Here is a 21,031-nt window from a genome sequence, read left to right on the forward strand (position 1 = left end):
CCGAAAGGTCGCCACCGTATGAACTCCTCCGCTCACGGCACGCCCCGCAACGGCGCGCGCTGGCTGACGCAGGCCCTGGAAGCCGAAGGCGTGGACACGCTGTTCGGCTATCCGGGCGGCACCATCATGCCGTTCTACGACGCGCTGGTAGACAGCCAGCTCAAGCACATCCTGGTCCGCCACGAACAGGGCGCGGCGCTGGCCGCCAACGGCTACGCCCGCGCCAGCGGACGGGTCGGCGTGTGCGTCGCCACGTCCGGCCCGGGCGCGTCCAACCTGGTCACCGGCATCGCCGATGCGATGCTCGACTCGGTGCCGATGATCTGCCTGACCGGGCAGGTCGCCACGCCGCTGCTGGGCACCGACGCGTTCCAGGAACTGGACGTGTTCGGGCTGACCCTGCCGATCGTCAAGCACAGCTTCCTGGTGCGGCACGTGGACGACCTGCCGCAGGTGCTGCGCGACGCGTTCCGCATCGCCCGCGAGGGGCGGCCGGGGCCGGTGCTGATCGACCTGCCCAAGGACGTGCAGCTGGCCGATGCCGCGCATCTGCCGGCGCACGTGCCGGCGGCGGTGCCGACCCCGCCGGCGCCGCAGGACGCGGTGCTGGCCGAGGCGCTGGCGGCGATCGCCGGCGCCGAGAAGCCGGTGATCTACGGCGGCGGCGGCATCGCCCTGGGCGATGCGGTGGACGCGTTCCGCCAGTTCGTCGAGGCCACCCGCATCCCCACCGTGCTGACCCTGCGCGGCCTGGGCGCATTGCCGCACGCGCACCCGCATTACCTGGGCATGCTCGGCATGCACGGCACCCGCGCCGCCAACATGGCGGTGCAGGAGTCGGACCTACTGATCGTGGTCGGCGCGCGCTTCGACGACCGCGCCACCGGCAAGCTGGCCGAGTTCGCGCCGTTCGCCCGGGTCATCCACCTGGACGCCGACGCCTGCGAGATCTCCAAGCTGCGCCAGGCCGATATCGCCGTGCCCGGCGACGTGGCGCAATCGCTGCGCGCGCTGGCCGCGGCCACCAGCACCTGCGAGCCGTGGCACGCACGCTGCGTCGCCCACCGCGAGAAGTTCGGCGCGCGCTACGACGCACCCGGGCAGGACATCTACGCGCCCGGCCTGCTGAAGAGGCTGAGCGAACTGGCCCCGGCCGACACCGTGATCGCCTGCGACGTCGGCCAGCACCAGATGTGGGTCGCCCAGCACTGCCGCTTCAACCACCCGCGCAATCACCTGACCAGCGGCGCGCTGGGCACCATGGGCTTCGGCCTGCCGGCGGCGATGGGCGCGCAGTTCGCCTGCCCCGACCGCACCGTGGTGCTGGTCAGCGGCGACGGCAGTTTCATGATGAACGTGCAGGAGCTGGTCACCATCGCCCGCTGCAAGCTGCCGGTGAAGATCGTGCTGCTGGACAACAGTTCGCTGGGCATGGTGCGGCAGTGGCAGGAACTGTTCTTCGCCGAGCGCTACAGCGAGATCGACCTGTCCGACAACCCGGATTTCGCCGCGCTGGCGCAGGTGTTCGGCATCCCGGCCAAGCGCATCACCGCGCGCGGGCAGGTGGACGACGCGCTGGCCGAGCTGCTGGCGCAGCCGGGCCCGGCGCTGCTGCACGTGGCCATCGACGCACGCGCCAACGTGTGGCCGCTGGTGCCGCCGAACACCGCCAACAGCACCATGCTGGAAAGCAATCCCGCGACCCAGCGCCAGGAGACGACACATGCGTTACCAGCTTGACCTGGTGCTGAAACCGATCGACGGCGCCCTGCTGCGCGCGATCGGCATGGCCGAACGCCGCGGCTTCGCGCCGATCTCGATCAGCGGCGCGCCGGTGGCCGAGGACGCCGGCCGCTGGCACCTGCAACTGGTGGTGGACGGCAACCGTCCCGGCGAGACCCTGCGCCTGCAGATGGAGAAGGTCTACGACTGCGAATCGGTGCGCGTGACCGCGCTGGACGGCGTAGCGTGATGGCGCCGGGATTCGGGAGTCGGGAGTCGGGATTGGGCACGCATCCCAACGTCCCGGCGTGCATGGCGGTCCTGCCGCGCCAGCGCCGCGCTGCCATGCGGAGGCATCTTCTTCAACGGAGGTCGCTTCTTCGCGCCCGCGCCCGGGATTCCCGCTGCGAATCCCCAATCCCGAATCCCCACTCCCGGCTCCACCATGTCTGACGCCGGTCGCCCTGCGCAGGAGCCGGATGTAGGCCACGTCGCCGTCAGCGTGGCCGACGTGCTGGCCGCGCAGGCGCGGTTGCGCCGCTACCTGTCGCCGACGCCGGTGCATTACGCCGAGCGCTTCGGCGTCTGGCTGAAACTGGAAAACCTGCAGCGCACCGGTTCCTACAAGGTCCGCGGCGCGCTCAATGCGCTGCTGGCCGGGCTGGAGCGCGGCGACGAGCGCGCAGTGATCTGCGCCTCCGCCGGCAACCACGCGCAGGGCGTGGCCTGGGCCGCGCACCGGCTGGGCGTGCAGGCGATCACGGTGATGCCGCACGGCGCACCGCAGACCAAGATTGCCGGCGTCGCGCACTGGGGCGCCACGGTGCGCCAGCACGGCAACAGCTACGACGAGGCCTTCGCCTTCGCCCGCGAGCTGGCCGAGCAGAACGGCTACCGCTTCCTGTCCGCCTTCGACGACCCGGACGTGATCGCCGGCCAGGGCACCGTCGGCATCGAACTGGCCGCGCATGCCCCGGACGTGGTGATCGTGCCGATCGGCGGCGGCGGCCTGGCCTCCGGCGTGGCCCTGGCGCTGCGCTCGCAGGGCGTGCGCGTGGTCGGCGCCCAGGTCGAAGGCGTGGACTCGATGGCGCGGGCGATCCGCGGCGACGTCCGCGCCGTGGATCCGGTGCCCACCCTGGCCGACGGCGTCAAGGTTAAAATCCCCGGGTTCATCACCCGCCGGCTGTGCGCCAGCCTGCTCGACGATGTGGTGATCGTGCGCGAGGCGGAACTGCGCGAAACGCTGGTCCGCCTGGCGCTGGAGGAGCACGTCATCGCCGAGGGCGCCGGCGCGCTGGCCCTGGCGGCCGGGCGCCGCGTCGCCGGCAAGCGCAAGTGCGCGGTGGTGTCCGGTGGCAACATCGACGCCGGCGTGCTGGCGACGCTGCTGTCGGAGGTGCGCCCGCGCCCGCCGCGCAAGCCGCGCCGCCGCAGCGCCGAGCGACTTCGCAGCCAACGTCCCGCCCCACCCGCTCCTGCCCGCATCGCGCCGTCCCCGCATCCCCATCCGCAAGCCACCGCCGCCGTAGAGGAACCCATCTGGTGAACACTTCCGTTTCTTCCCAGACCCCCCGCATCCGCATTTTCGACACCACCCTGCGCGACGGCGAGCAATCCCCCGGCTGCAGCATGACCCCGCCGCAGAAGCTGGTGATGGCGCGCGCCCTGGCCGAGCTGGGCGTGGACATCATCGAGACCGGCTTCCCGGCCAGCTCGCAGTCCGACCGCGAGGCGATGGCGCTGATCGGCCGCGAGCTGCGCACGCCGACCCTGGCGGTGCTGTCGCGCTGCCTGGCCGCCGACATCGAGACCTCGGCACGGGCACTGGAAGCGGCAGCCAATCCGCGCCTGCACGTGTTCCTGTCGACCAGCCCGCTGCACCGCGAGCACAAGCTGCGCATGACCCGCGAGCAGGTGCTGGAGTCGGTGCGCAAGCACGTATCGCTGGCGCGCCAGTACGTGGACGACGTGGAATTCTCGGCCGAGGACGCCACCCGCACCGAGGAGGATTTCCTGGCCGAGGTCGCCAGCGTGGCGATCGCCGCCGGCGCCACCACCATCAACCTGCCCGACACCGTCGGCTTCACCACCCCGGAAGAGATCCGCGGCATGTTCGCGCGGATCATCGCCAACGTGCCCGGCGCCGACCGCGTGGTGTTCAGCACCCACTGCCACAACGACCTGGGCCTGGCCGTGGCCAACTCGCTGGCCGCGGTGGAAGGCGGCGCGCGGCAGGTGGAATGCACCATCAACGGCATCGGCGAGCGCGCCGGCAACTGCGCGCTGGAAGAGATCGCGATGGCGCTGAAGGTGCGCAACGCGTTCTACGAGCTGGATACCGCGATCAACACGCCGCGCATCGTCGCCACCTCGCAGCTGCTGCAGCGCCTGGTCGGCATGCCGGTCCAGCGCAACAAGGCGATCGTCGGCGGCAACGCCTTCGCCCACGAGTCGGGCATCCACCAGCACGGCATGCTGCGCCACCGCGGCACCTACGAGATCATGCGCCCGGAAGACGTGGGCTGGGAGTCCTCGCAGATGGTGCTGGGCCGCCACAGCGGCCGCGCCGCGGTCGAGCAGCGCCTGCGTGCGCTGGGCTACGTGCTGGACGAGGCCGAACTGAACATCGCCTTCGATGCGTTCAAGGCGCTGTGCGAACAGCAGCGCGTGGTCAACGACGCCGACCTGCAGGCGATGATGCAGGACGCACCGGAGAGCCAGGGCTACCGGCTGTCGTCGATGACGGTCAGCGACCGCGGCCAGCGCGCCAGCGCGCAGGTCGAGCTGTCCGACCCGGACGGCCAGCGGGTCAGCGAGCGCGCCGAGGGCGACGGCCCGGTGGACGCGCTGTTCGCCGCGCTGTCGGCCGCCACCGGCGTGCAGCTGGTGCTGGACAGCTACCAGGTGCACAGCGTCGGCATCGGCGCCGACGCGCGCGGCGAGGCCAACCTCAGCGTGCGCCACGGCGAGGTCGAGTACGACGGCACCGGCACCAGCCGCGACATCATCGAGGCCAGCGCGCTGGCCTGGCTGGACGTGGCCAACCGCGTGCTGCGCCAGCGCCAGGCGGCGCCGGCCGCCGCCGACGCGATGGCCTGAGCGGCCACGCCGCGGTCATCGTCCTCGTGCACGCTCGCCTTCGCTCGCCCTCTCCGCCCAGCTTTCCTGCCAGGTAGTTCCGCAATGTCCGCCACTCCCCGCACCCTGTACGACAAGCTGTGGGACGCGCACGTCGTCGTCCCCGAAAGCGCCGCCGCCCCGGCGGTGCTGTACATTGATCTGCACCTGATCCACGAGGTGACCTCGCCGCAGGCGTTCACCGAGCTCAAGACGCGCGGCCTGGCGCCGCGCCGGCCCGACCGCACCAAGGCGACGATGGACCATTCCACGCCGACCCTGCCGCGTGGCGCCGACGGCAAGCTGCCGTACTACACCCCGGCCTCCGAGGCGCAGGTGGACATGCTCGCGCGCAACTGCGCCGACTACGGCATCGAGCTGTTCGACATGGGCTCGGACAACCGCGGCATCGTCCACGTGATCGCGCCGGAGCAGGGCTTCACCCAGCCCGGCATGACCATCGTCTGCGGCGACAGCCACACCTCCACGCACGGCGCGTTCGGCGCGCTGGCGTTCGGCATCGGCACCAGCGAGGTCGGCCACGTGCTGGCCACGCAGTGCCTGCTGCAGCGCAAGGCCAGGACCATGGCGATCACCGTCGACGGGCCGCTGGCGCCGGGCGTCGGCGCCAAGGACGTGATCCTGCACATCATCGGCGTGATCGGGGTCAACGGCGGCACCGGCCACGTGCTGGAATACCGCGGCTCCACCATCGAAGCGATGGACATGGAGCAGCGCATGACCCTGTGCAACATGTCGATCGAGGCCGGCGCGCGCGCCGGCATGGTCGCGCCGGACCAGGTCACCTTCGACTGGGTCGCCAACACTCCGCGCGGCCCCAAGGGCGCCGACTTCGACGCCGCCGTGCAGCGCTGGTCGCAGTTGCGCAGCGATCCCGGCGCGCGCTTCGACGCCGAGGTGCACATCGATGCGCGCGACATCCGCCCGACCCTGACCTGGGGCACCCACCCCGGCACCGCGATCGCGGTGGACGTGCCGATCCCGGCCGCACAGGATCCGGCGGCGCAGAAGGGCCTGCACTACATGCACCTGGAAGCCGGGCACGCGCTGATCGGCACGCCGGTGGACGTGGTGTTCGTCGGTTCCTGCACCAACGGCCGGCTCAGCGACATGCGCGCCGTGGCGCAGGTGCTGCGCGGCCGCAAGGTGGCGCCGCACGTGCGCATGCTGGTGGTGCCGGGTTCGGAGATCGTCAAGCGCCAGGCCGAGGCCGAGGGCATCCACGAGGTGGTGCGCGCGGCCGGTGCGGAATGGCGCGAGTCCGGCTGCTCGATGTGCATCGCCATGAACGGCGACCTGGTGGCGCCGGGACAGCTGGCGGTGAGCACCAGCAACCGCAATTTCGAGGGCCGTCAGGGCCCGGGCTCGCGCACTCTGCTGGCCTCGCCACTGACCGCGGCCTGGGCGGCGGTGAACGGCAAGGTCAGCGATCCGCGCGCGCTGTTCGCGGAGGTCGCGTGATGGCGTCGCACATCGCCGCGTTCGCGGCCACGCTGACCTTCGTCGCCACCACCACCCGCGCCTTCGCGCACCGCCACCAGCCGCTGCTGCCGCCGCACGTGCCGCCCGCGGCGCTGCCACCGCCCGTGGCCGACGCCGCAGCGCCCGCCCCCGACTCCGTCGCTTCCCAGGAGACCCCGTGATGGCCGGCTTCGCCACCCTCACCTCGCGCAGCGTGGTGCTGCGCCAGACCAACATCGACACCGACCAGATCATCCCGGCGCGGTTCCTGTCCACCACCGAGCGCGCCGGCCTCGGCCGCCATGCCTTCAACGACTGGCGCTGGCAGGCCGACGGCACGCCGAACCCGGAGTTCGCCTTCAACCAGGCGCACAACGCCGGCCGCCAGATCCTGCTGGCCGGGCGCAACTTCGGCTGCGGCTCCTCGCGCGAGCATGCGCCGTGGGCGCTGACCGACCTGGGCCTGCGCGCCATCGTCAGCAGCGAGATCGCCGACATCTTCCGCAACAACAGCCTCAAGAACGGCCTGCTGCCGATCGTGCTGGCCGAGGACGACGTGCAGACGCTGATGCAGCGCCCGGACGACGAACTGACCGTGGACGTGGCCGCGCGCGAGCTGCGCACGCCCGACGGCCGCGTCTACAGCTTCCCGCTCGACGCGTTCTCGCAGACCTGCCTGCTCGAAGGCGTGGACGAGATGGGCTACCTACTACTGCGCCAACCCGACATCGAACGCTACGAGGCCACCCATGCACGCTGACATCGTCGTCCTGCCCGGCGACGGCATCGGTCCGGAAGTCGCCGCCGCCGCGGTCGCGGTGCTGCGCGCCGTCGCCGCGCGCCACGGCCACGACTTCCAGTTCCACGAACACGACATCGGCGGCATCGCCATCGACCGCCACGGCGAGCCGCTGCCGGCGGCCACGCTGACCGCCTGCCAGGGCGCCGACGCGGTGCTGCTGGGTGCGGTCGGCGGACCGAAGTGGTCCGACCCCAACGCCAAGGTGCGCCCGGAGCAGGGCCTGCTGGCGATCCGCCGCGGCCTGGGCCTGTTCGCCAACCTGCGCCCGGTCAAACCGCACAAGGCGGCGCTGGACGCCTCGCCGATCAAGCCGCACCTGTTGCAGGGCGTGGACATCGTGGTGGTGCGCGAACTGACCGGCGGCATCTACTTCGGCGACAAGACCCGCAGCGCCAGCGACGCCAGCGACCTGTGCCGCTATACCGTCGCGGAGATCGAACGGGTGCTGCGCAGCGCGTTCCGCCTGGCCCGGCAGCGCCGCAACCACGTGGTCTCGGTGGACAAGGCCAACGTGCTGGAAACCTCGCGGCTGTGGCGCGACGTCGCCGCGCGGATCGGCCGCGAGGAATTCCCGGACGTGCGCCTGGAACACCAACTGGTCGATTCGATGGCCATGCACCTGCTGGCCAAGCCGCGCGAATACGACGTGATCGTCACCGAGAACATGTTCGGCGACATCCTCACCGACGAAGCCTCGATGCTGGCCGGTTCGCTGGGGCTGCTGCCGTCGGCCTCGCTGGGCGACGGCCGCATCGGCCTGTACGAGCCGATCCACGGTTCGGCGCCGGACATCGCCGGCAAGGGCATCGCCAATCCGTACGCGACCATCCTCAGCGCGGCGCTGCTGCTGCGCCATTCGCTGGGCCTGGATGCCGAAGCGGTGGCGATCGAGCAGGCGGTGGATGCCGCGCTCGAGGCGCAGGCGTTCACCGCCGATCTCGCCGCGCCCGGCCAGGGCATCTCCACCGAGGCGGCCACGCAGGCGGTGTTGCAGCGCCTGCAAGGCTGATCCGCGCCGGCGCGCTGGCGCCAGCCGCCTCCCGCCCGCCGCGACGATGCGGCGGGTGCGGAACGCCCCACTGGAATACCCCACGCGCTTCGCGGCGCCTGCCTGGCGCCTGCGCGCCCTGCCCACGCAACCTGCGTCGCCGCGCAACCGTCGCGCTGCGTCCGTGTGGCGACAGCGCCCTAGCCCACCACCCGATCGCGGCCTTCGCGCTTGGCCTGGTACAGGAGCTTGTCGGCCTTCACCAGCAGGTCGCGGCGCGTGCGCAGGGTCGGCGACACGCAGGCGAAGCCGATGCTGGCGGTGAAGCGCACCGCGCGCCCGTCGTCGTCGTACAGCACCAGGTCGGCGATGCGCACGCGCAACGCGTCCAGGCGCGCACGCGCCGGTTCCTGGTCCAGGCCGGGCAGCACCAGCAGGAATTCCTCGCCGCCGTGGCGCGCAGCGAACGCCTGCTCGCCGAGGCTGGCGCGCAGCGCCTCGCCGACCCGGCGCAGCACCTCGTCGCCGATCTCGTGGCCGTACGCGTCGTTGATCTTCTTGAAATGGTCGATGTCCAGCAGCGCCACGCACAGGGGCGTGCGCGTGCTCAGCGCCCGCTCCAGCGCCGCGTTGAGGTAGGGATCGCCGGTGCGCCGGTTGGGCAGGCCGGTCAGGGCATCGTGGCCGGCCTGGTAGGCGAGCTTGCGCACCAGATCCTCGCGTTCGAGATTGGCCAGCTTCAAGGCCAGGTTCTTGGCCTTCAGCTCGTGGGTACGCTCGGCGATGATGGTGTTGAGGCGACGCTGGCGGCGCCGGTAGCGATGGCTGCGGCCGCGGTACCACCACAGGATCAGGCCGGTCGCGCACAGGGCCACCAGCACCACGAACGGCCAGCGCTCCCAGAACGGCGGCACCAACTGCAACTGCAGCGAGGCGCTGCCGATGCGGTCGCTGCGCGACCAGTCCAGCGGGCTGGTCATCGCCTGCACGTCCAGGCGATAGCTGCCCGACGGCAGGTTGGTGTAGACGGCCTCCTCGCTGCTGCCGGCATCGACCCACTGGCGGTCGAACCCCTGCAGGCGGTAGCGGTAGCGCACCTTGTCCGGCGAGCGGAAGCTCAGCCCGGCATAGCCGACCGCGAGCCGGGCGACGCCGCCGTGCAGGCGGTACTCGCCCCGCAGCGGCTGCGCCACGCCATCCACCTGCACGTGGGAGATCACCAGCGGCGGCGCCCGTACGTCGCGCCGGCTCGGCAGCGCCGGATCGATCAGCGCCAGGCCGGCCGAGGTCGGGATCAGCAACACCCCATCGCGGCTGCGCCAACCGGCCGGCGCGGTGCTGCCGTTGCCCTGCACGCTGGGCATGCCGTCGCTGCGATCGACCACATCCACCGCCAGGGTGCTGCGCTGGCCGGCGTCCAGTTCCGCCAGACGCGCACGCGCGATGCGCAGCACCCCACGATTGCTGTTGGCCCACAGGTTGCCGTTGCCGTCGTCGAGCAACCGGAACAGCTTGTCGCGCGGCAGGCCGACGCTGTGGTCGTAGATGCGCCACTGCCCGCCGCGTAGCCGCAGCAGCCCGCGGTCGCTGGCGACCCACATCGTGCCATCGGCATCTTCGAGGAAGTCGAAGGCGTTCTGCGCCGGGAAGCCGTGGCCGCTCGGCCGCGCCCGCAGCGTGCCGTCCGCGGCGAGCGTGGCGATGCCCTGGCTGGTGCCGATCCACAGCACGCCGGCGCGGTCGCGGTACAGCGCCTGCACCTGCCGCCCCGGCAAGCCGTCGGCGCTGCCGTAGGCGCGCGTGCGATCGCCCTTGCGGTACAGCAGCCCCTCGTTGCCGCCGATCCACAGGCCGCCGTCGGCGTCGGCCAGCAGCGCGCGCACCATGCTCCGCGGCACGCCCGCGGCCACGCCCAGGCGCTGCCGGATGGTGCCGTCGGCCGACAGCAGCAGCACGCCCTGGTCGTAGGTGCCCACCCACATGCCGCCGTCACGCGCGGCGGCCAGCGCCAGCACCGACGGATCGCGGCCTGCGCGCTCGCTCAATCGCACCCCACGGATGCGGCCGCCCTGCCAGCGGTCGAGGCCCGCGGCATGGCCGATCCAGATCGCGCCATCGGCGTTCTGCTGGACCACGCGCACGTAGTCGCTGCCCAGCCCGTCCTGGCGGGTCAGGCCGCCGGCGTCGCCCTTGGCGACGCGAAACAGGCCGTCGGTACTGCCGGCCCAGATGAGGCCTTCGTGATCCTCGATCAGCGCCGGGCTGACCACGCCGGAAATCGACAGCACTTCGTCGCTGGCGCCGTTGCCGGCGCGCCGCAGCAGTTGTCCGCTGGACAGGCTCATCCACAGCTGGCCGTCGCGGTCCTGCAGCGCGGCATCGACGCGCTGGCCGCGCCGCAGCCATTGCAGGCTGTCATCGGCGCCGAGCCAGAACACGCCCTCGTCGCTGGCCGCCAGCAGGCCGCCGTGGCGGTCGGGGGCCAGGCGCCGGATCGACGCCGTGCGCATCGCCGCCGCGCCCCAGCGCTGCGCGCGCGTGCCATGCGCGGTCAGCCGGAACAGCCCTTGCGGCGTGCCCACCAGCACCGCATCGCGGTAGCGCAGCAGCGCGGCGATACGGGTCCTGCCCAACCCCGCGGCGGCGCCGGCATCGACCAGGCGGCCGTCGGCCTCGATCCGGAACAGGCCGTCCTCGCTGCCCACCCACAGTCCGCCATCGGCATCGCGCAGCATGGCGGTGACCCGCAGCCGTTGCGCGCGCGCATCGCCCAGATGCTCCCAGCGCCCGGCGGCGTAGCGGAACACGCCGTCGTAGGCGGTGCCGACCAGCATGCCGCCGTCGGCGTCGGCGAGCAGCGCGAACACCCCCGACAGCTCCATGCCCGGCGTGTTCTGCCGATCGAAGACGGTGAAGGCGCGGCCGTCGAAACGCGCCACGCCTTCCCAGGTGCCGACCCAGATCATGCCGTCGCGGTCCTGCGCCAGCGCGTGCACGAGGTTGTGCGGCAGCCCTTCTTGCATGGTCCAGCGCGCGATCACCGGGCGCTCGAGCACCGCGCGCTCGGTCAGCGGCGCGGCCGGTTCGGCGCGCGCGACGACACTGGCGCAGCACAACGCCAGCAACAGGCACAGACCCACGCCCAGGCGGCGACACAGCGCGTGCGCGCCGTCGCGAATATCGTGACGCCGATCCCCCTGTTCCATCCTTTCCGAATCACACCGGTAACGGCGCGCGGGTACCCCCTGTGGGCAGATGGCTAATCTATCACCGCCTGTTCGGCGCCGATGTCAGGGTGTTCCTGACGCCCCGGCTGGATTCACGGCGGCAGCGGCAGGGTCACGCAGACGCGCAGGCCGCCCAGGGTCGGGGAGGTGTCCAGGGTCACCTCGCCGCCGTGCGCGCTCACCACCTCGCGCACGATCGCCAGGCCCAGGCCGCTGCCCTCCACGCCGCTGCCCAGTTCGCGGTGGAAGCGCGCGAACACCCGCTCGCGCGCCTCGGCCGGGATGCCGGGGCCGGAATCCTCGACGCTGAAGCAGACCCCGTCGCGCCCGGCGCACAGCGCCACCTCGACCTGGCCCTGCGGCGGCGCGTAGCGCAACGCGTTGTCGATCAGGTTGCGCACCAGCGCCGACAGCGCAGCCTCGTTGGCCGGCAGCCGCGCCGGGTCGTTGCGGCGCAGGTGCAGGTGCTGGCCGCGGCGCGCGGCCAGGTCGTGCGCCTCCTCCACCTGCAGCGCCACCAGCGCGTCCAGCGCCAGCGGCGCCAGCGTCGCGGCGGCAGCCCCCGGCTCGACCCGGCTCAGGGTCAGCAATTGCGCGACCAGCCGCTCCACCCGGCGCACGCTGGCGTCCAGGTGCCGCTGCGAGTCGGCGCGCTCGTCGGCATCGCGGGCGTGCCGCAGGTTGTCGGCGTGCACCTTCAGCGCGGCGATCGGGGTGCGCAGTTCGTGCGCGGCGTCGGCGATGAAGCGGCGTTCGCGCTCCAGCGCGGTCTGCAGGCGCCGCATCAGCCCGTTGACCGCGGCGACCAGGCCGAGGATCTCGCGCGGCACGCCCTGCAGCGGCAGCGGCTCCAGCCGCTGCGGGTCGCGCTCGCCGATCTCTTGCGACACCCGGCTCAACGCGCCGCTGGCCCAGTTCACCAGCAGCCACACCAGCACCACCAGCACCGGCAGCGCCAGCAGCAGCGGCAAGGCCGTGCCCAGCGCGATGTCCTCGGCCAGTTCCTCGCGGATATCGGCCTGCTCGCCGGTCTGGAACCAGCGCCCGCCCGGCGAGCGCAGGCTGAAGGTGCGCCAGCGGTCGCCATCCAGGGTCACGTCGGCGAAGCCGGCGCGCAGTGGCGCCAGTTGCCGGGTCGGCCCGCTGTCCGAGCGCAGCAGCAGATGGCCGTTGCCGTCGCGCACCTGGAACGCCAGCTTGCTTTCGTAGGCGTGCCCGGTACGGAACGCCAGCGCCTCGCCCACGCCCTGCGCCTGGCCATGCCAGCCGTGGATCACGATGGCATCGCCGGCCGGCCCCAGCCGCGACAGATCGTCCAGCGGCTCGTCGACCAGGCTCAGCAGCACCCGCGAGGACTGCACCAGCTTGGCGTCGAACATCTCGCCAGCCTCCTGCAGGCCGGCGCGGTAGCTCAGCAGCGCGGTCAGCGCGAACACCGGCACCACCACGCCGAGCAGGCCGCCCAGCAAGCGTCGCCGCATCGAGCTCATGGCGCGGCCGTCGCGGCCTGGGTGTCGAGCGCGTAGCCGACCCCGCGCACGGTGCGGATCAGCGCCGGATCGAGCTTGCGCCGCAACTGGTGCACGTGCACGTCCACCGCGTTACTGGCCACGTCCTCGTCCCAGCCGTACAGCCGCTGCTGGATCGAATCGCGGGCGATGGCACGGCCATGGCGCTCGGCCAACAGCCACAGCAGGGCGAACTCGCGTCGGGTCAGGTCCAGCGCACGGCCGCGCCAGCGCACCGCCAGGCGCTCCGGGTCCAGGTGCAGCGCACCGATCTCCAGCTGCGGCGTGGCGCGGCCGGCGCTGCGCCGCAGCAGCGCACGCGTGCGCGCCAGCAGTTCGGTGGTGTCGAAGGGCTTGCCCAGGTAGTCGTCGGCGCCCACGTCCAGGCCCAGCGCGCGATCGGCCGGCCGTTCGCGCGCGCTGAGCACCAGGATCGGCACGTCGGCGCCGAGCTGGCGGGTGCGCCGGATCACCTCCAGCCCGTCCATCCGCGGCAGCCCCAGGTCCAGCAGCACCAGGTCGATCTCGCCATCGCCGATCGCGGCCAGTGCAGCGGCACCGTCCTGCACCCAGTCCACCGAATAGGCGGCGCGGCGCAACGCGGTGCGGATGCCTTCTCCCAGCGACAGATCGTCTTCCACCAGCAGGATGCGCATGGCCGCAGTGTGGGCGGCCGCTCAGCGGCTGGCAAGATGCGTTTCGACCTCGTGCAGTACCGCCTGGATCTGCTGGCGGCGGCCGTGGTCGGCCACCTCGCGCCCGGGCCGCGGCGGTGCCGCCAGGGCCTTGCGCAAGGCCGCGGCAGCGCCGCTCCAGTCCTTCTGCGCGCGCAGGAAATCGCCGTAGAAGTAGTTGGCGTCGATGCCGTCCGGATCGTACTGCAGGCCCTGCTGCAACAAGGTCCGCGCCTTGGCGTCGTCGCCGAAGCCGACCGGCCAGCCGGGCACCTGGTAGTACAGCGCGCCCAGGCTGGTGCAGCCGGCGCCGTTCAAGGCGGCCGGGTCCAGCGCCAGCGCCTGCTCGAAATCGCTGCGGGCGCGCTTGACCAGGGCGAGCGCGCCGAGTCCGCCACGTTCATTGGCCTCGCTGGACAGCACGATGCCCTCCCAGATCAGTGCCGCCGGATCGCGCGGCGACGCCTGCCGGGCCACGCCCGCCTGCGTGGCGAGGCGGGCGTAGGCCTGCAGGCGCTGCGGCTTCGGCGTCTGGTAGGTAACCTGCGCCCACTGGTCGCGCACCGCGGCCACCGCCGGGTTCAGTGGCGCGGCAGCGGCCGCCCCCAGCGGCGACAGCGCAAGCAACAACGACAGCGCACGCAGACGGACGTTCATCGGGCATCTCCAAATCGGGAAGGAGCGCGCGCGGCATGCCGGCGCACCACGGGCAACTGCGCTTTCAAACTGCGGTCCACCAGCCCCGGCAAGGCGCCGTTGAGGCGGGCGAAGAGCTTTTCCGGCCAGCCGATCTGCAGGCGCCGATCGCCGCGTTCGATCGCCTGGCGCAGCGCGCGCGCCACCCGCTCGGGCGTATCCGCGCCGACCTTCAGCTCCTGGTTCATCGCATCCACCTGCGCGGTATTGAACGCGGTGCGGGTGGCACGCGGCGCCAGATACTGGAAACGCACATGGCTGTCGGCGTACTCGCGCGCCAGCGCCTCGAACAGGCCGCGCAGGCCGAACTTGCTGGCGCTGTATCCGGCGAAGCCGGGGAACCCCAGGCTGCCGAAGGTCGAGCCGACCGCCACCACCGTGGCCTGCGGCTGCGCCTGCAGCAACGGCAGCAGCGCGCGCACCAGCAACATCGGCGCCATCAGGTTGGTGTCCAGCAGTTGCCGCAGATCCTGCTCGGACTGCTCGGCGAACAGGCCGAAACCGCTCTGCGCATGCGCGATCAGCAGCAGCGACGGACGGATCGGCAAGGCCCCGGCGGCGCCGAGCAACTGCGCGCGCCCGGCCGGCGTGGACAGGTCCAGCGGCAGCGGCAGCACCCGCCCCTGCGGATGCCGGCCGGCGACCTGCGCCAGCCGCACCGGGTCGCGGCCGACCGCCAGCACGCAAGCGCCGGCGGCCACCAGTTCGTCGCACAGGGCGGCGCCGATGCCGCCGCTGGCGCCAGTGAGAATCACGCTGCGTCCGTTGAGATCCATCATGCGGCCTCCGCCATGGGCAGCGCCGGCTGTACGCGCAGGCTGCGGAAGATGTCGCCGTACAGGCCGTAGAAGCGCTTGGCCGCGTGCACCACGGCACGCTGGTCGTCGGCGTCGTCGAGGCGGTCCATCAGGCCTTCGAAGAAGCCGGCATGCTCGATATCCAGGTCGCCGTGCGAGCGCAGGTAGCTGAAGGCGTTGCGCGGCAGGCCCAGCGAGGTCTCGATGCTCTCGGCCGCGCGCGTGGCCAGCGCCACGCTGGTGCCTTCCAGCACCAGCACCATGCCGAAGAAGCCCACCGGATTACCGCGGGCGATGGTGTCGTAGGCGTAGGCCACCATCAGCTCGGTCGCCGCCGACGGCATCGACGCCGCAGCCGCGGCACGGTCGGCACCGCAGGCGGCCAGGTCGTCGAGGATCCACTCCTGGTGGCCCAGTTCTTCCTCGATGTACTCGGCCACCGCGCTGCGCAGCCACTCCAGCCGCGCCGGCAGGCGCGCGCCGCAGGCCATCAGCAACGGCACGGTGTGGCGGACGTGATGATAGGCCTGGCCCAGGAAGGCGACGTAGTCGGCGCGGGCGATCTGCCCGGCCAGGGCGGTCTGGATGATCGGAATGGCGATCAGGTCGGCGCGTTCGGCCTGGGTCTCGGCGAGCAGCCGGGCATGGAAACTCATTGGAAGGCTCCTGGGGCGGGATCGGGTTCGAGTTCGGCGTAGCGCTGCGCCACGGCGTCGGCGTAGCGCTGCAGGATGGCGTCGCGGCGCGGACGGCCGTTGCCGGTGAGCAGGCCGTCGGCGGCGCTGAACGGCGCGGCGGCGCGCACGAAGCCGGCGACGCGGGCGTAATCGGGCAGGCCGGCATTGACCTCGGCCAGCGCCCCTTGCAGCGCGGCGTCGTCTTCGCCGGCGCGGCGCGGCCACAGCACCGCCAGGTTGTGCGCGCGCGCCTCGCCGCACACCACCGCCTGCGCGATCAGCGGATGCTGCAGCAACTCGCTTTCCACCCACTCCGGCGAGACGTTGCGGCCGAACGCGGTGATGAACACATGCTTGCGGCGGCCGGTGATGTGCACGAAGCCATCGGCGTCGACATGGCCCAGGTCGCCGGTGGCGATCGGCCCCGGCGCCGGGCCGGGGGCGCCCAGGTAGCCCAGGCAACGCACGCCGTCGACCTGCAGTTCGCCATCGACCATCTGCACCCGCGCATGCGGCAGCGGCCGCCCGACGCTGCCCAGGCGCTGCGCCTCGGGCCGGTTCAAGGCCACCACCGAGGCGCATTCGGTCAGGCCATAGCCTTCGAACACCGGCAACTGCAGCGCCGCCGCACGGCGCAGCAGGCCCGGGCCGACGCGGCCACCGCCGACCGCCAGGTAGCGCAACGAGGCGGGCAGCGGCACGCCGCGCTCGGCGGCCATGACCAGCCCCAGCAGCAACTGCGGCACCAGGATCACGCTGTGCGGCTGGTAGCGGTGCAGGCAGGCGATCAGGGACGGAATGTCCAGGCCGGCAGCGCCGCTGTAGCCGATCTCGGCCAGCGACGGCAGCGCGATCTGCGCGCCGGACAGCAGTGGCGCGTACAGGCCGCCGACGTTTTCCAGCAGCGTCGACAGCGGCATCAGGCACAGGTGCCGGCGCGGCGCCAGCGCCGAGGCCGCGTCGGCCAGCGAGCCGGCCACCTGCAGCAGCGCCTCGGCACTCAGGCACACCCCCTTGGGCTGGCCGGTGGTGCCGGAGGTGTAGGTGATGCAGCCGGTGCCCGCAGGCAGGGCCACCGGCGCCTGCGCCAGGCGCCGGCCCGCCAGGCCCTGCTCCGGCAGGCGCAGCGCCTCGCCGTCGAGACCGGCCAGCGCCGGACCCGGCGCCGCGATCAGCCCCTGCGCACCGCTGCTGGCCAGGGCGTACTGCACCTGCGCCGGGCTGAAGAAGGTCGGCAGCGGCACGTGCACGCCGCCACCCAGGCGGATCGCCAGGTCCAGCAGCAGCCACTCGGGGCCGTTGTCCAGGCGGCTGGCGACGCAATGCAACCCATGCCCCTGCAGCGCATCGGCCAGGCGCCGGGCGCGCTCGAGCAGATCGCGCTCGGGCAGCGCCTCATCGGCGTAAAGCACCCGCGCGTCGTCGCCGCGCAAGCCGGCCAGCAGGTCGGCGACGCCGGGCGCGCTCACGGCGCCCCCGCCAGGCAGGCGCGGAACGTCGGCAGCACGCCGTGGCGTGGTTCCGCCTCGCGCTGCAGGAAGGCGTGCCCGGCGGCGATATCGCCGAACATCAGCCGCGGCTGCGCCGCGTAGTAGTCGCCCCAGTCGCTGGGGTCGTCGCGCAGGTCCTGGCCGCGCGCCTCGCCCAGCTCCACGGTCGCCAGGTGCAGGCGGTCGAAAGCGTTGCGCAATTGCCGGGTCGCCACGAACAGCACCCAGCGCAGACCCGCGCCATGCAGGGTGCAGGTCAGTGCGCGGATCATCGCCCGCGCATCGCCGGCGTGCTCGGCGGCGAAATTGCCCACCTCCACCAGTTCGCTGCGCACCACCCGCCGCGGCATCCGCTCGGCGATCGCCAGCTCGGCCGGCTGCGCCAGGTACTGCTCGACGAACAGCGGACCCTCGCTGGCGCAGCGCAGGCCCAGCGCGGCCTGCAGGCGACCATCGGCGCCGTGGTAGGCGAGCAGGTGCGGAAGGAAACCGCGCAGGACCGCGCCGTAGCGCTCGCGGTAGACACGGGCGATGAAGGCTTCGACCTGCGCGCGGTCGGGATGCAGGGCATCCACCAGCACGGGATCGGCGAAGCGGAAACCGGAAGCGGCGGAGAGGGGGACGATGGCCATGGCGGCATCGTCGGGGCCGCCGATTAGGCGACCATGAGCCCGATGTTAGGCAAATGTAAGCCGCGCATAAGCAAAGCATTGGATGCCGACGCCGCTGCGCCCCGCCAGGCCGTTCGCTGCCTGCCCTCCCCGACCACGACGCCGGCCAAACGCAGCGTCACAATAATGAACCAACGGGTCTAGTATAAATATCGAACCGACTGGTCTAGTATTGCCACCATGGTCAGCAAATCGCCCGCCGCCGCCAAACCCTCTCCCCGCCCCGCCGGGCCCGGCCGCCCCAAGGACATGGGCAAACGCGCCGCGATCCTGGAAGCGGCGCGGGAGATGTTCACCGAACTGGGCTTCGGCGGGGTCAGCATGGACGGCATCGCCGCCCGCGCCGGCGTCTCCAAGCTCACCGTCTACAGCCACTACGGCGACAAGGAGACGCTGTTCGCCGAGGCGGTGCGCGCGCAATGCCAGGCGCTGCTGCCGGACGACCTGTTCGGGCACGCGCTCAAGGGCCCCCTGCGCACCCAGTTGCTGGACATCGGCCAGGCCTTCTTCGCCATGATCAGCAGCGAGGCGGCGATGGCCACCCACCGCATGATGCTGACCCCCGGCACCGGCGACGACCACGTCCGCGAGATGTTCTGGAATGCCGGCCCCAAGCGCACCCAGCAGGACCTGGCCAGGTTGCTGCAGGCCCACGTCGCCGCCGGCGAACTGGACATCGCCGACCTGGACCTGGCCGCTTCGCAGTTCTTCTGCCTGGTCAAGGGCGAGCTGCACTCGCTGATGATGTGCGGTTTGTGCCGCGACGCCAGCCAGGAGCGGGTCCGCGCCCATGTCGAGGCCAGCATCGACTTCTTCCTGCGTGCCTATGCGGTGCGCTAGCCCGGCCGCCCGGCCGTTCCCCGGCGCCGATGACTTCCGGCACTGCGCGCCGGGCCGTCCGGCGGCGATGCTGCGGCATACGCCCGGCCTCCGTGCCGGCTAAAATGCCCGGCCCTCCGCGTTGGATGCCCGAAATGACGATCGACTACTCCCAAGCCCGCGAAAAGATGGTGGAACAGCAGGTCCGTCCCTGGGACGTGCTGGACCTGCGCGTGCTCGACGTGCTGTCGCGGCTGCCGCGCGAGACCTTCGTGCCGCCGGCCCACCGCGCCGTGGCCTACGCCGACCTGGAAATTCCGCTGGGCCACGGCCAGTTCATGATGAAGCCGGTCATCGAAGGCCGCATGCTGCAGGCCCTGGACCTGCAGCCGGGCGAGGACGTGCTCGAGATCGGTACCGGCAGCGGCTTCGTCAGCGCCTGCCTGGGCGAGCTCGGCCGCGAAGTGGTCAGCCTGGAGATCGAGCCGGCCCTGGCCGCCGCCGCGCGCGCCAACCTGGACGCCGCCGGCCTGGGCAGCAACGTCCGCATCGAGACCGCCGACGCCTTCGCCTGGAACAGCGAACGCCGCTTCGACGTGGTCTGCGTCACCGCCGCGGTCACCGAGATCCCGGCGCAGTTCCTGGCCTGGCTGCGTCCCGGCGGGCGCCTGTTCGCGATCCGCGGCCGCGCGCCGGTCATGGAAGCGGTGCTGGTGCATGCCGAAGCCGGCGCGCCGCGCACGGAATCGCTGTTCGAAACCGACCTGGCGTACTACCTGCGAGGCGCAGCGCCAGTCCCCCAGTTCACATTCTGATCCATCAAGGAAGCCGCAATGATCCGCCGATCCCTCGTCCTGGCGCTGGCCGCCGCGCTGTTTCCGCTGGCCGCCAACGCCACGGACCTGCTGCAAGTCTACGAAATGGCCCGCAACAGCGACCCGCAGTTGGCCTCCGCGGAATCGACCCGGCTGTACGACAAGGAGGGCGAGGTGCAGGCGCGCGCCGCGCTGCTGCCGCAGCTCAACGGCAGCGCATCGCTGCAGCGCAGCCATAGCGAGATCGAGCGCGGCACCGGCGAGCTGTCCGGCACCAGCAAGAGCCGCAGCTACGCCGTGCAGGGCCAGCAGACCCTGGTCAACTTCGCGCAGTTCTCCAACCTGCGCGCGCAGAAGGCGCGCAGCCTGGCCGCCGACTACACCCTGGATTCGGCCAACGACGACCTGATCGTGCGCACCTCGGCGGCCTACTTCAACGTGCTGGTGGCGATCGAGTCGCTGGTCGCCGCCGAGACCAACGAAGCCGCTGCCAAGAAGCAGTTCGACTATGCCGACAAGCGTCTGGAAGTGGGCCTGGCGCCGATCACCGACGTGCACGAAGCCCGCGCCGAGTACGACCAGGCCCGCGCCGACACGATCACCGCGCGCAACTCGCTGCAGGACCTGTACCAGGCGCTGACCGAGATCACCGGCCAGCCGGTGCGCGACCTGCGCGGCCTGCCGGAGGATTTCCGTCCGCAGCTGCCGGCCACCGGCGGCGACATCGACAGCCTGATCGCCTCGGCGCTGGACAAGAATCCGTCGCTGCGTTCCTACCAGTACCAGGTGCAGGCCGCCGAGGCCAGCGTCTCGGCCGCGCGCGCCGGGCACCTGCCGACGCTGAACCTGTCGGCCAGCGCCGGCCGCGATGCGACCTGGGGCGACGGCGTCTCCGGCAGCAATTCGCCGCGCGCCGACAGCAACACCATCGGCGTCACCCTGAGCATCCCGATCTTCGCCGGCGGCGCCACCCAGTCGGCGGTGCGCCAGGCGCTGGCGCAGCGCGACATCGCCCAGGACACCTACGAACTGCAGAAGCGTGCGCTCGACCGCAACACCCGCAACGCCTACCAGACGGTGGTGGCCGGGATCAGCGAGATCGAGGCGCGGCGCCTGGCGGTGGTCTCGGCGCAGGCCGCGTTCGACGCCTCGCAGGTCGGCCTGGAAGTGGGTACCCGCACCGTGCTGGACGTCGTGCAGAACCAGCGCACCCTGTACCAGGCGCAGCTGGCCTACGCGCAGGCGCGCTATAACTTCCTGCAGAACCGCCTGCTGCTGAGCCAGGCGCTCGGCTCGCTGGACGTGGCCGAGGTGCAGTCGATCAACGCGCTGCTGACTCAGAGCGCCGAATCCAAGCTCAACTCCACCAGCACGCAGTAAGCGCGTTCGCGCGCGCATCGAAACGGCGGGCCTTCGGGTCCGCCGTTTTGTTTTGGGGAAGTCGCAGGCGGCGGTGCGTCAGCGCCCTGTTCCCGCTTGCCGGTCGCGGCTGAAGCCGCTTGTGTCAAATAAGGGTCTATCGTTGTAGGTGAGAGCGGAGTGC

19 protein-coding genes are annotated in these 21,031 nt (G+C 71.9%); 11 read left to right on the top strand and 8 right to left on the bottom strand.

What is annotated here, in order from left to right; translation table 11 throughout:
- Positions 1 to 18: 18 nt before the first annotated feature.
- The 8 genes from ilvG (at position 19) to leuB (ending at position 8,135) form a co-directional block, all read left to right on the top strand.
- Positions 19 to 1,740, top strand: a complete 1,722-nt coding sequence (ilvG, locus tag AC1PLR_RS16200) for an acetolactate synthase 2 catalytic subunit (protein WP_010343387.1) — start codon at positions 19 to 21, stop codon at positions 1,738 to 1,740.
- Positions 1,724 to 1,972 (top strand): ACT domain-containing protein, encoded by a 249-nt coding sequence (locus tag AC1PLR_RS16205; protein WP_010343388.1) that lies wholly within the window; start codon positions 1,724 to 1,726, stop codon positions 1,970 to 1,972. The genes ilvG and AC1PLR_RS16205 overlap by 17 nt, the downstream gene beginning before the upstream one ends.
- Before the next feature lie 195 nt (positions 1,973 to 2,167).
- Positions 2,168 to 3,271 (top strand): threonine dehydratase, encoded by a 1,104-nt coding sequence (locus AC1PLR_RS16210; protein ID WP_041499993.1) that lies wholly within the window; start codon positions 2,168 to 2,170, stop codon positions 3,269 to 3,271.
- On the top strand, positions 3,268 to 4,824 hold the full coding sequence (locus tag AC1PLR_RS16215; protein WP_481101648.1) for a 2-isopropylmalate synthase: 1,557 nt from the start codon (positions 3,268 to 3,270) through the stop codon (positions 4,822 to 4,824). Before AC1PLR_RS16210 ends, AC1PLR_RS16215 begins: the two co-directional genes overlap by 4 nt.
- 84 nt (positions 4,825 to 4,908) lie before the next feature.
- Positions 4,909 to 6,324 (top strand): 3-isopropylmalate dehydratase large subunit, encoded by a 1,416-nt coding sequence (gene leuC / locus AC1PLR_RS16220; protein ID WP_481098832.1) that lies wholly within the window; start codon positions 4,909 to 4,911, stop codon positions 6,322 to 6,324.
- Positions 6,324 to 6,506 (top strand): hypothetical protein, encoded by a 183-nt coding sequence (locus tag AC1PLR_RS16225; RefSeq protein WP_152235851.1) that lies wholly within the window; start codon positions 6,324 to 6,326, stop codon positions 6,504 to 6,506. Before leuC ends, AC1PLR_RS16225 begins: the two co-directional genes overlap by 1 nt.
- Positions 6,506 to 7,084: a 3-isopropylmalate dehydratase small subunit gene (gene leuD, locus AC1PLR_RS16230; protein ID WP_152239328.1), complete on the top strand. Its 579-nt coding sequence runs from the start codon at positions 6,506 to 6,508 to the stop codon at positions 7,082 to 7,084. Before AC1PLR_RS16225 ends, leuD begins: the two co-directional genes overlap by 1 nt.
- Positions 7,074 to 8,135 carry a 3-isopropylmalate dehydrogenase gene (gene leuB / locus AC1PLR_RS16235; RefSeq protein ID WP_209246087.1) on the top strand — a complete coding sequence of 354 codons (1,062 nt, stop codon included), beginning with the start codon at positions 7,074 to 7,076 and terminating at the stop codon, positions 8,133 to 8,135. Before leuD ends, leuB begins: the two co-directional genes overlap by 11 nt.
- Before the next feature lie 179 nt (positions 8,136 to 8,314).
- On the opposite strand, the gene AC1PLR_RS16240 is transcribed toward leuB, so the two are convergent.
- The 8 genes from AC1PLR_RS16240 to AC1PLR_RS16275 all read right to left on the bottom strand — a co-directional run bounded on the left by AC1PLR_RS16240 (position 8,315) and on the right by AC1PLR_RS16275 (position 17,815).
- Entirely contained in the window at positions 8,315 to 11,320 is a 3,006-nt protein-coding gene (locus AC1PLR_RS16240) for a two-component regulator propeller domain-containing protein (RefSeq protein ID WP_481101649.1), read from the bottom strand.
- 113 nt (positions 11,321 to 11,433) lie between these two features.
- Entirely contained in the window at positions 11,434 to 12,810 is a 1,377-nt protein-coding gene (locus AC1PLR_RS16245) for an ATP-binding protein (protein WP_481103620.1), read from the bottom strand.
- Between the two features lie 17 nt (positions 12,811 to 12,827).
- Positions 12,828 to 13,505 (bottom strand): response regulator transcription factor, encoded by a 678-nt coding sequence (locus AC1PLR_RS16250; protein WP_010344484.1) that lies wholly within the window; start codon positions 13,503 to 13,505, stop codon positions 12,828 to 12,830.
- 21 nt (positions 13,506 to 13,526) lie between these two features.
- Positions 13,527 to 14,180 carry a tetratricopeptide repeat protein gene (locus tag AC1PLR_RS16255; RefSeq protein ID WP_481101650.1) on the bottom strand — a complete coding sequence of 218 codons (654 nt, stop codon included), beginning with the start codon at positions 14,178 to 14,180 and terminating at the stop codon, positions 13,527 to 13,529.
- Positions 14,177 to 14,995 carry an SDR family oxidoreductase gene (locus AC1PLR_RS16260; protein WP_152239343.1) on the bottom strand — a complete coding sequence of 273 codons (819 nt, stop codon included), beginning with the start codon at positions 14,993 to 14,995 and terminating at the stop codon, positions 14,177 to 14,179. Before AC1PLR_RS16260 ends, AC1PLR_RS16255 begins: the two co-directional genes overlap by 4 nt.
- Positions 14,995 to 15,672: an iron-containing redox enzyme family protein gene (locus AC1PLR_RS16265; protein ID WP_010344488.1), complete on the bottom strand. Its 678-nt coding sequence runs from the start codon at positions 15,670 to 15,672 to the stop codon at positions 14,995 to 14,997. The genes AC1PLR_RS16260 and AC1PLR_RS16265 overlap by 1 nt, the downstream gene beginning before the upstream one ends.
- Positions 15,669 to 17,162, bottom strand: coding sequence for an AMP-binding protein (locus AC1PLR_RS16270; RefSeq protein WP_481101651.1), 1,494 nt, complete (start codon positions 17,160 to 17,162; stop codon positions 15,669 to 15,671). The genes AC1PLR_RS16265 and AC1PLR_RS16270 overlap by 4 nt, the downstream gene beginning before the upstream one ends.
- The gene (locus AC1PLR_RS16275) at positions 17,159 to 17,815 is read right to left on the bottom strand and encodes a thermostable hemolysin (protein ID WP_209030843.1); all 657 of its coding nucleotides are present in this window, start codon (positions 17,813 to 17,815) and stop codon (positions 17,159 to 17,161) included. The genes AC1PLR_RS16270 and AC1PLR_RS16275 overlap by 4 nt, the downstream gene beginning before the upstream one ends.
- Positions 17,816 to 18,034: 219 nt before the next feature.
- Between AC1PLR_RS16275 and AC1PLR_RS16280 the strand changes: the two genes are divergently transcribed.
- From AC1PLR_RS16280 to AC1PLR_RS16290, 3 genes are all read left to right on the top strand, one after another.
- The gene (locus AC1PLR_RS16280) at positions 18,035 to 18,694 is read left to right on the top strand and encodes a TetR/AcrR family transcriptional regulator (RefSeq protein ID WP_481101652.1); all 660 of its coding nucleotides are present in this window, start codon (positions 18,035 to 18,037) and stop codon (positions 18,692 to 18,694) included.
- A 134-nt stretch (positions 18,695 to 18,828) separates the two neighbouring features.
- The gene (locus tag AC1PLR_RS16285; protein ID WP_010344493.1) at positions 18,829 to 19,488 is read left to right on the top strand and encodes a protein-L-isoaspartate O-methyltransferase family protein; all 660 of its coding nucleotides are present in this window, start codon (positions 18,829 to 18,831) and stop codon (positions 19,486 to 19,488) included.
- 18 nt (positions 19,489 to 19,506) lie between these two features.
- Positions 19,507 to 20,868: a TolC family outer membrane protein gene (locus AC1PLR_RS16290; protein WP_481101653.1), complete on the top strand. Its 1,362-nt coding sequence runs from the start codon at positions 19,507 to 19,509 to the stop codon at positions 20,866 to 20,868.
- Positions 20,869 to 21,031: the final 163 nt, after the last annotated feature.

The sequence above is a fragment of the Xanthomonas sp. NCPPB 3570 genome (genome assembly GCF_056725115.1).

Coding starts and splice junctions, on each gene's coding strand:
- ilvG (WP_010343387.1), top strand. CDS start 19: ATGAACTCCTCCGCTCACGGCACGCCCCGCAACGGCGCGCGCTGGCTG.
- AC1PLR_RS16205 (WP_010343388.1), top strand. CDS start 1,724: ATGCGTTACCAGCTTGACCTGGTGCTGAAACCGATCGACGGCGCCCTG.
- AC1PLR_RS16210 (WP_041499993.1), top strand. CDS start 2,168: ATGTCTGACGCCGGTCGCCCTGCGCAGGAGCCGGATGTAGGCCACGTC.
- leuC (WP_481098832.1), top strand. CDS start 4,909: ATGTCCGCCACTCCCCGCACCCTGTACGACAAGCTGTGGGACGCGCAC.
- AC1PLR_RS16225 (WP_152235851.1), top strand. CDS start 6,324: ATGGCGTCGCACATCGCCGCGTTCGCGGCCACGCTGACCTTCGTCGCC.
- leuD (WP_152239328.1), top strand. CDS start 6,506: ATGGCCGGCTTCGCCACCCTCACCTCGCGCAGCGTGGTGCTGCGCCAG.
- leuB (WP_209246087.1), top strand. CDS start 7,074: ATGCACGCTGACATCGTCGTCCTGCCCGGCGACGGCATCGGTCCGGAA.
- AC1PLR_RS16240 (WP_481101649.1), bottom strand. CDS start 11,320: ATGGAACAGGGGGATCGGCGTCACGATATTCGCGACGGCGCGCACGCG.
- AC1PLR_RS16250 (WP_010344484.1), bottom strand. CDS start 13,505: ATGCGCATCCTGCTGGTGGAAGACGATCTGTCGCTGGGAGAAGGCATC.
- AC1PLR_RS16255 (WP_481101650.1), bottom strand. CDS start 14,180: ATGAACGTCCGTCTGCGTGCGCTGTCGTTGTTGCTTGCGCTGTCGCCG.
- AC1PLR_RS16260 (WP_152239343.1), bottom strand. CDS start 14,995: ATGGATCTCAACGGACGCAGCGTGATTCTCACTGGCGCCAGCGGCGGC.
- AC1PLR_RS16265 (WP_010344488.1), bottom strand. CDS start 15,672: ATGAGTTTCCATGCCCGGCTGCTCGCCGAGACCCAGGCCGAACGCGCC.
- AC1PLR_RS16275 (WP_209030843.1), bottom strand. CDS start 17,815: ATGGCCATCGTCCCCCTCTCCGCCGCTTCCGGTTTCCGCTTCGCCGAT.
- AC1PLR_RS16280 (WP_481101652.1), top strand. CDS start 18,035: ATGGTCAGCAAATCGCCCGCCGCCGCCAAACCCTCTCCCCGCCCCGCC.
- AC1PLR_RS16285 (WP_010344493.1), top strand. CDS start 18,829: ATGACGATCGACTACTCCCAAGCCCGCGAAAAGATGGTGGAACAGCAG.
- AC1PLR_RS16290 (WP_481101653.1), top strand. CDS start 19,507: ATGATCCGCCGATCCCTCGTCCTGGCGCTGGCCGCCGCGCTGTTTCCG.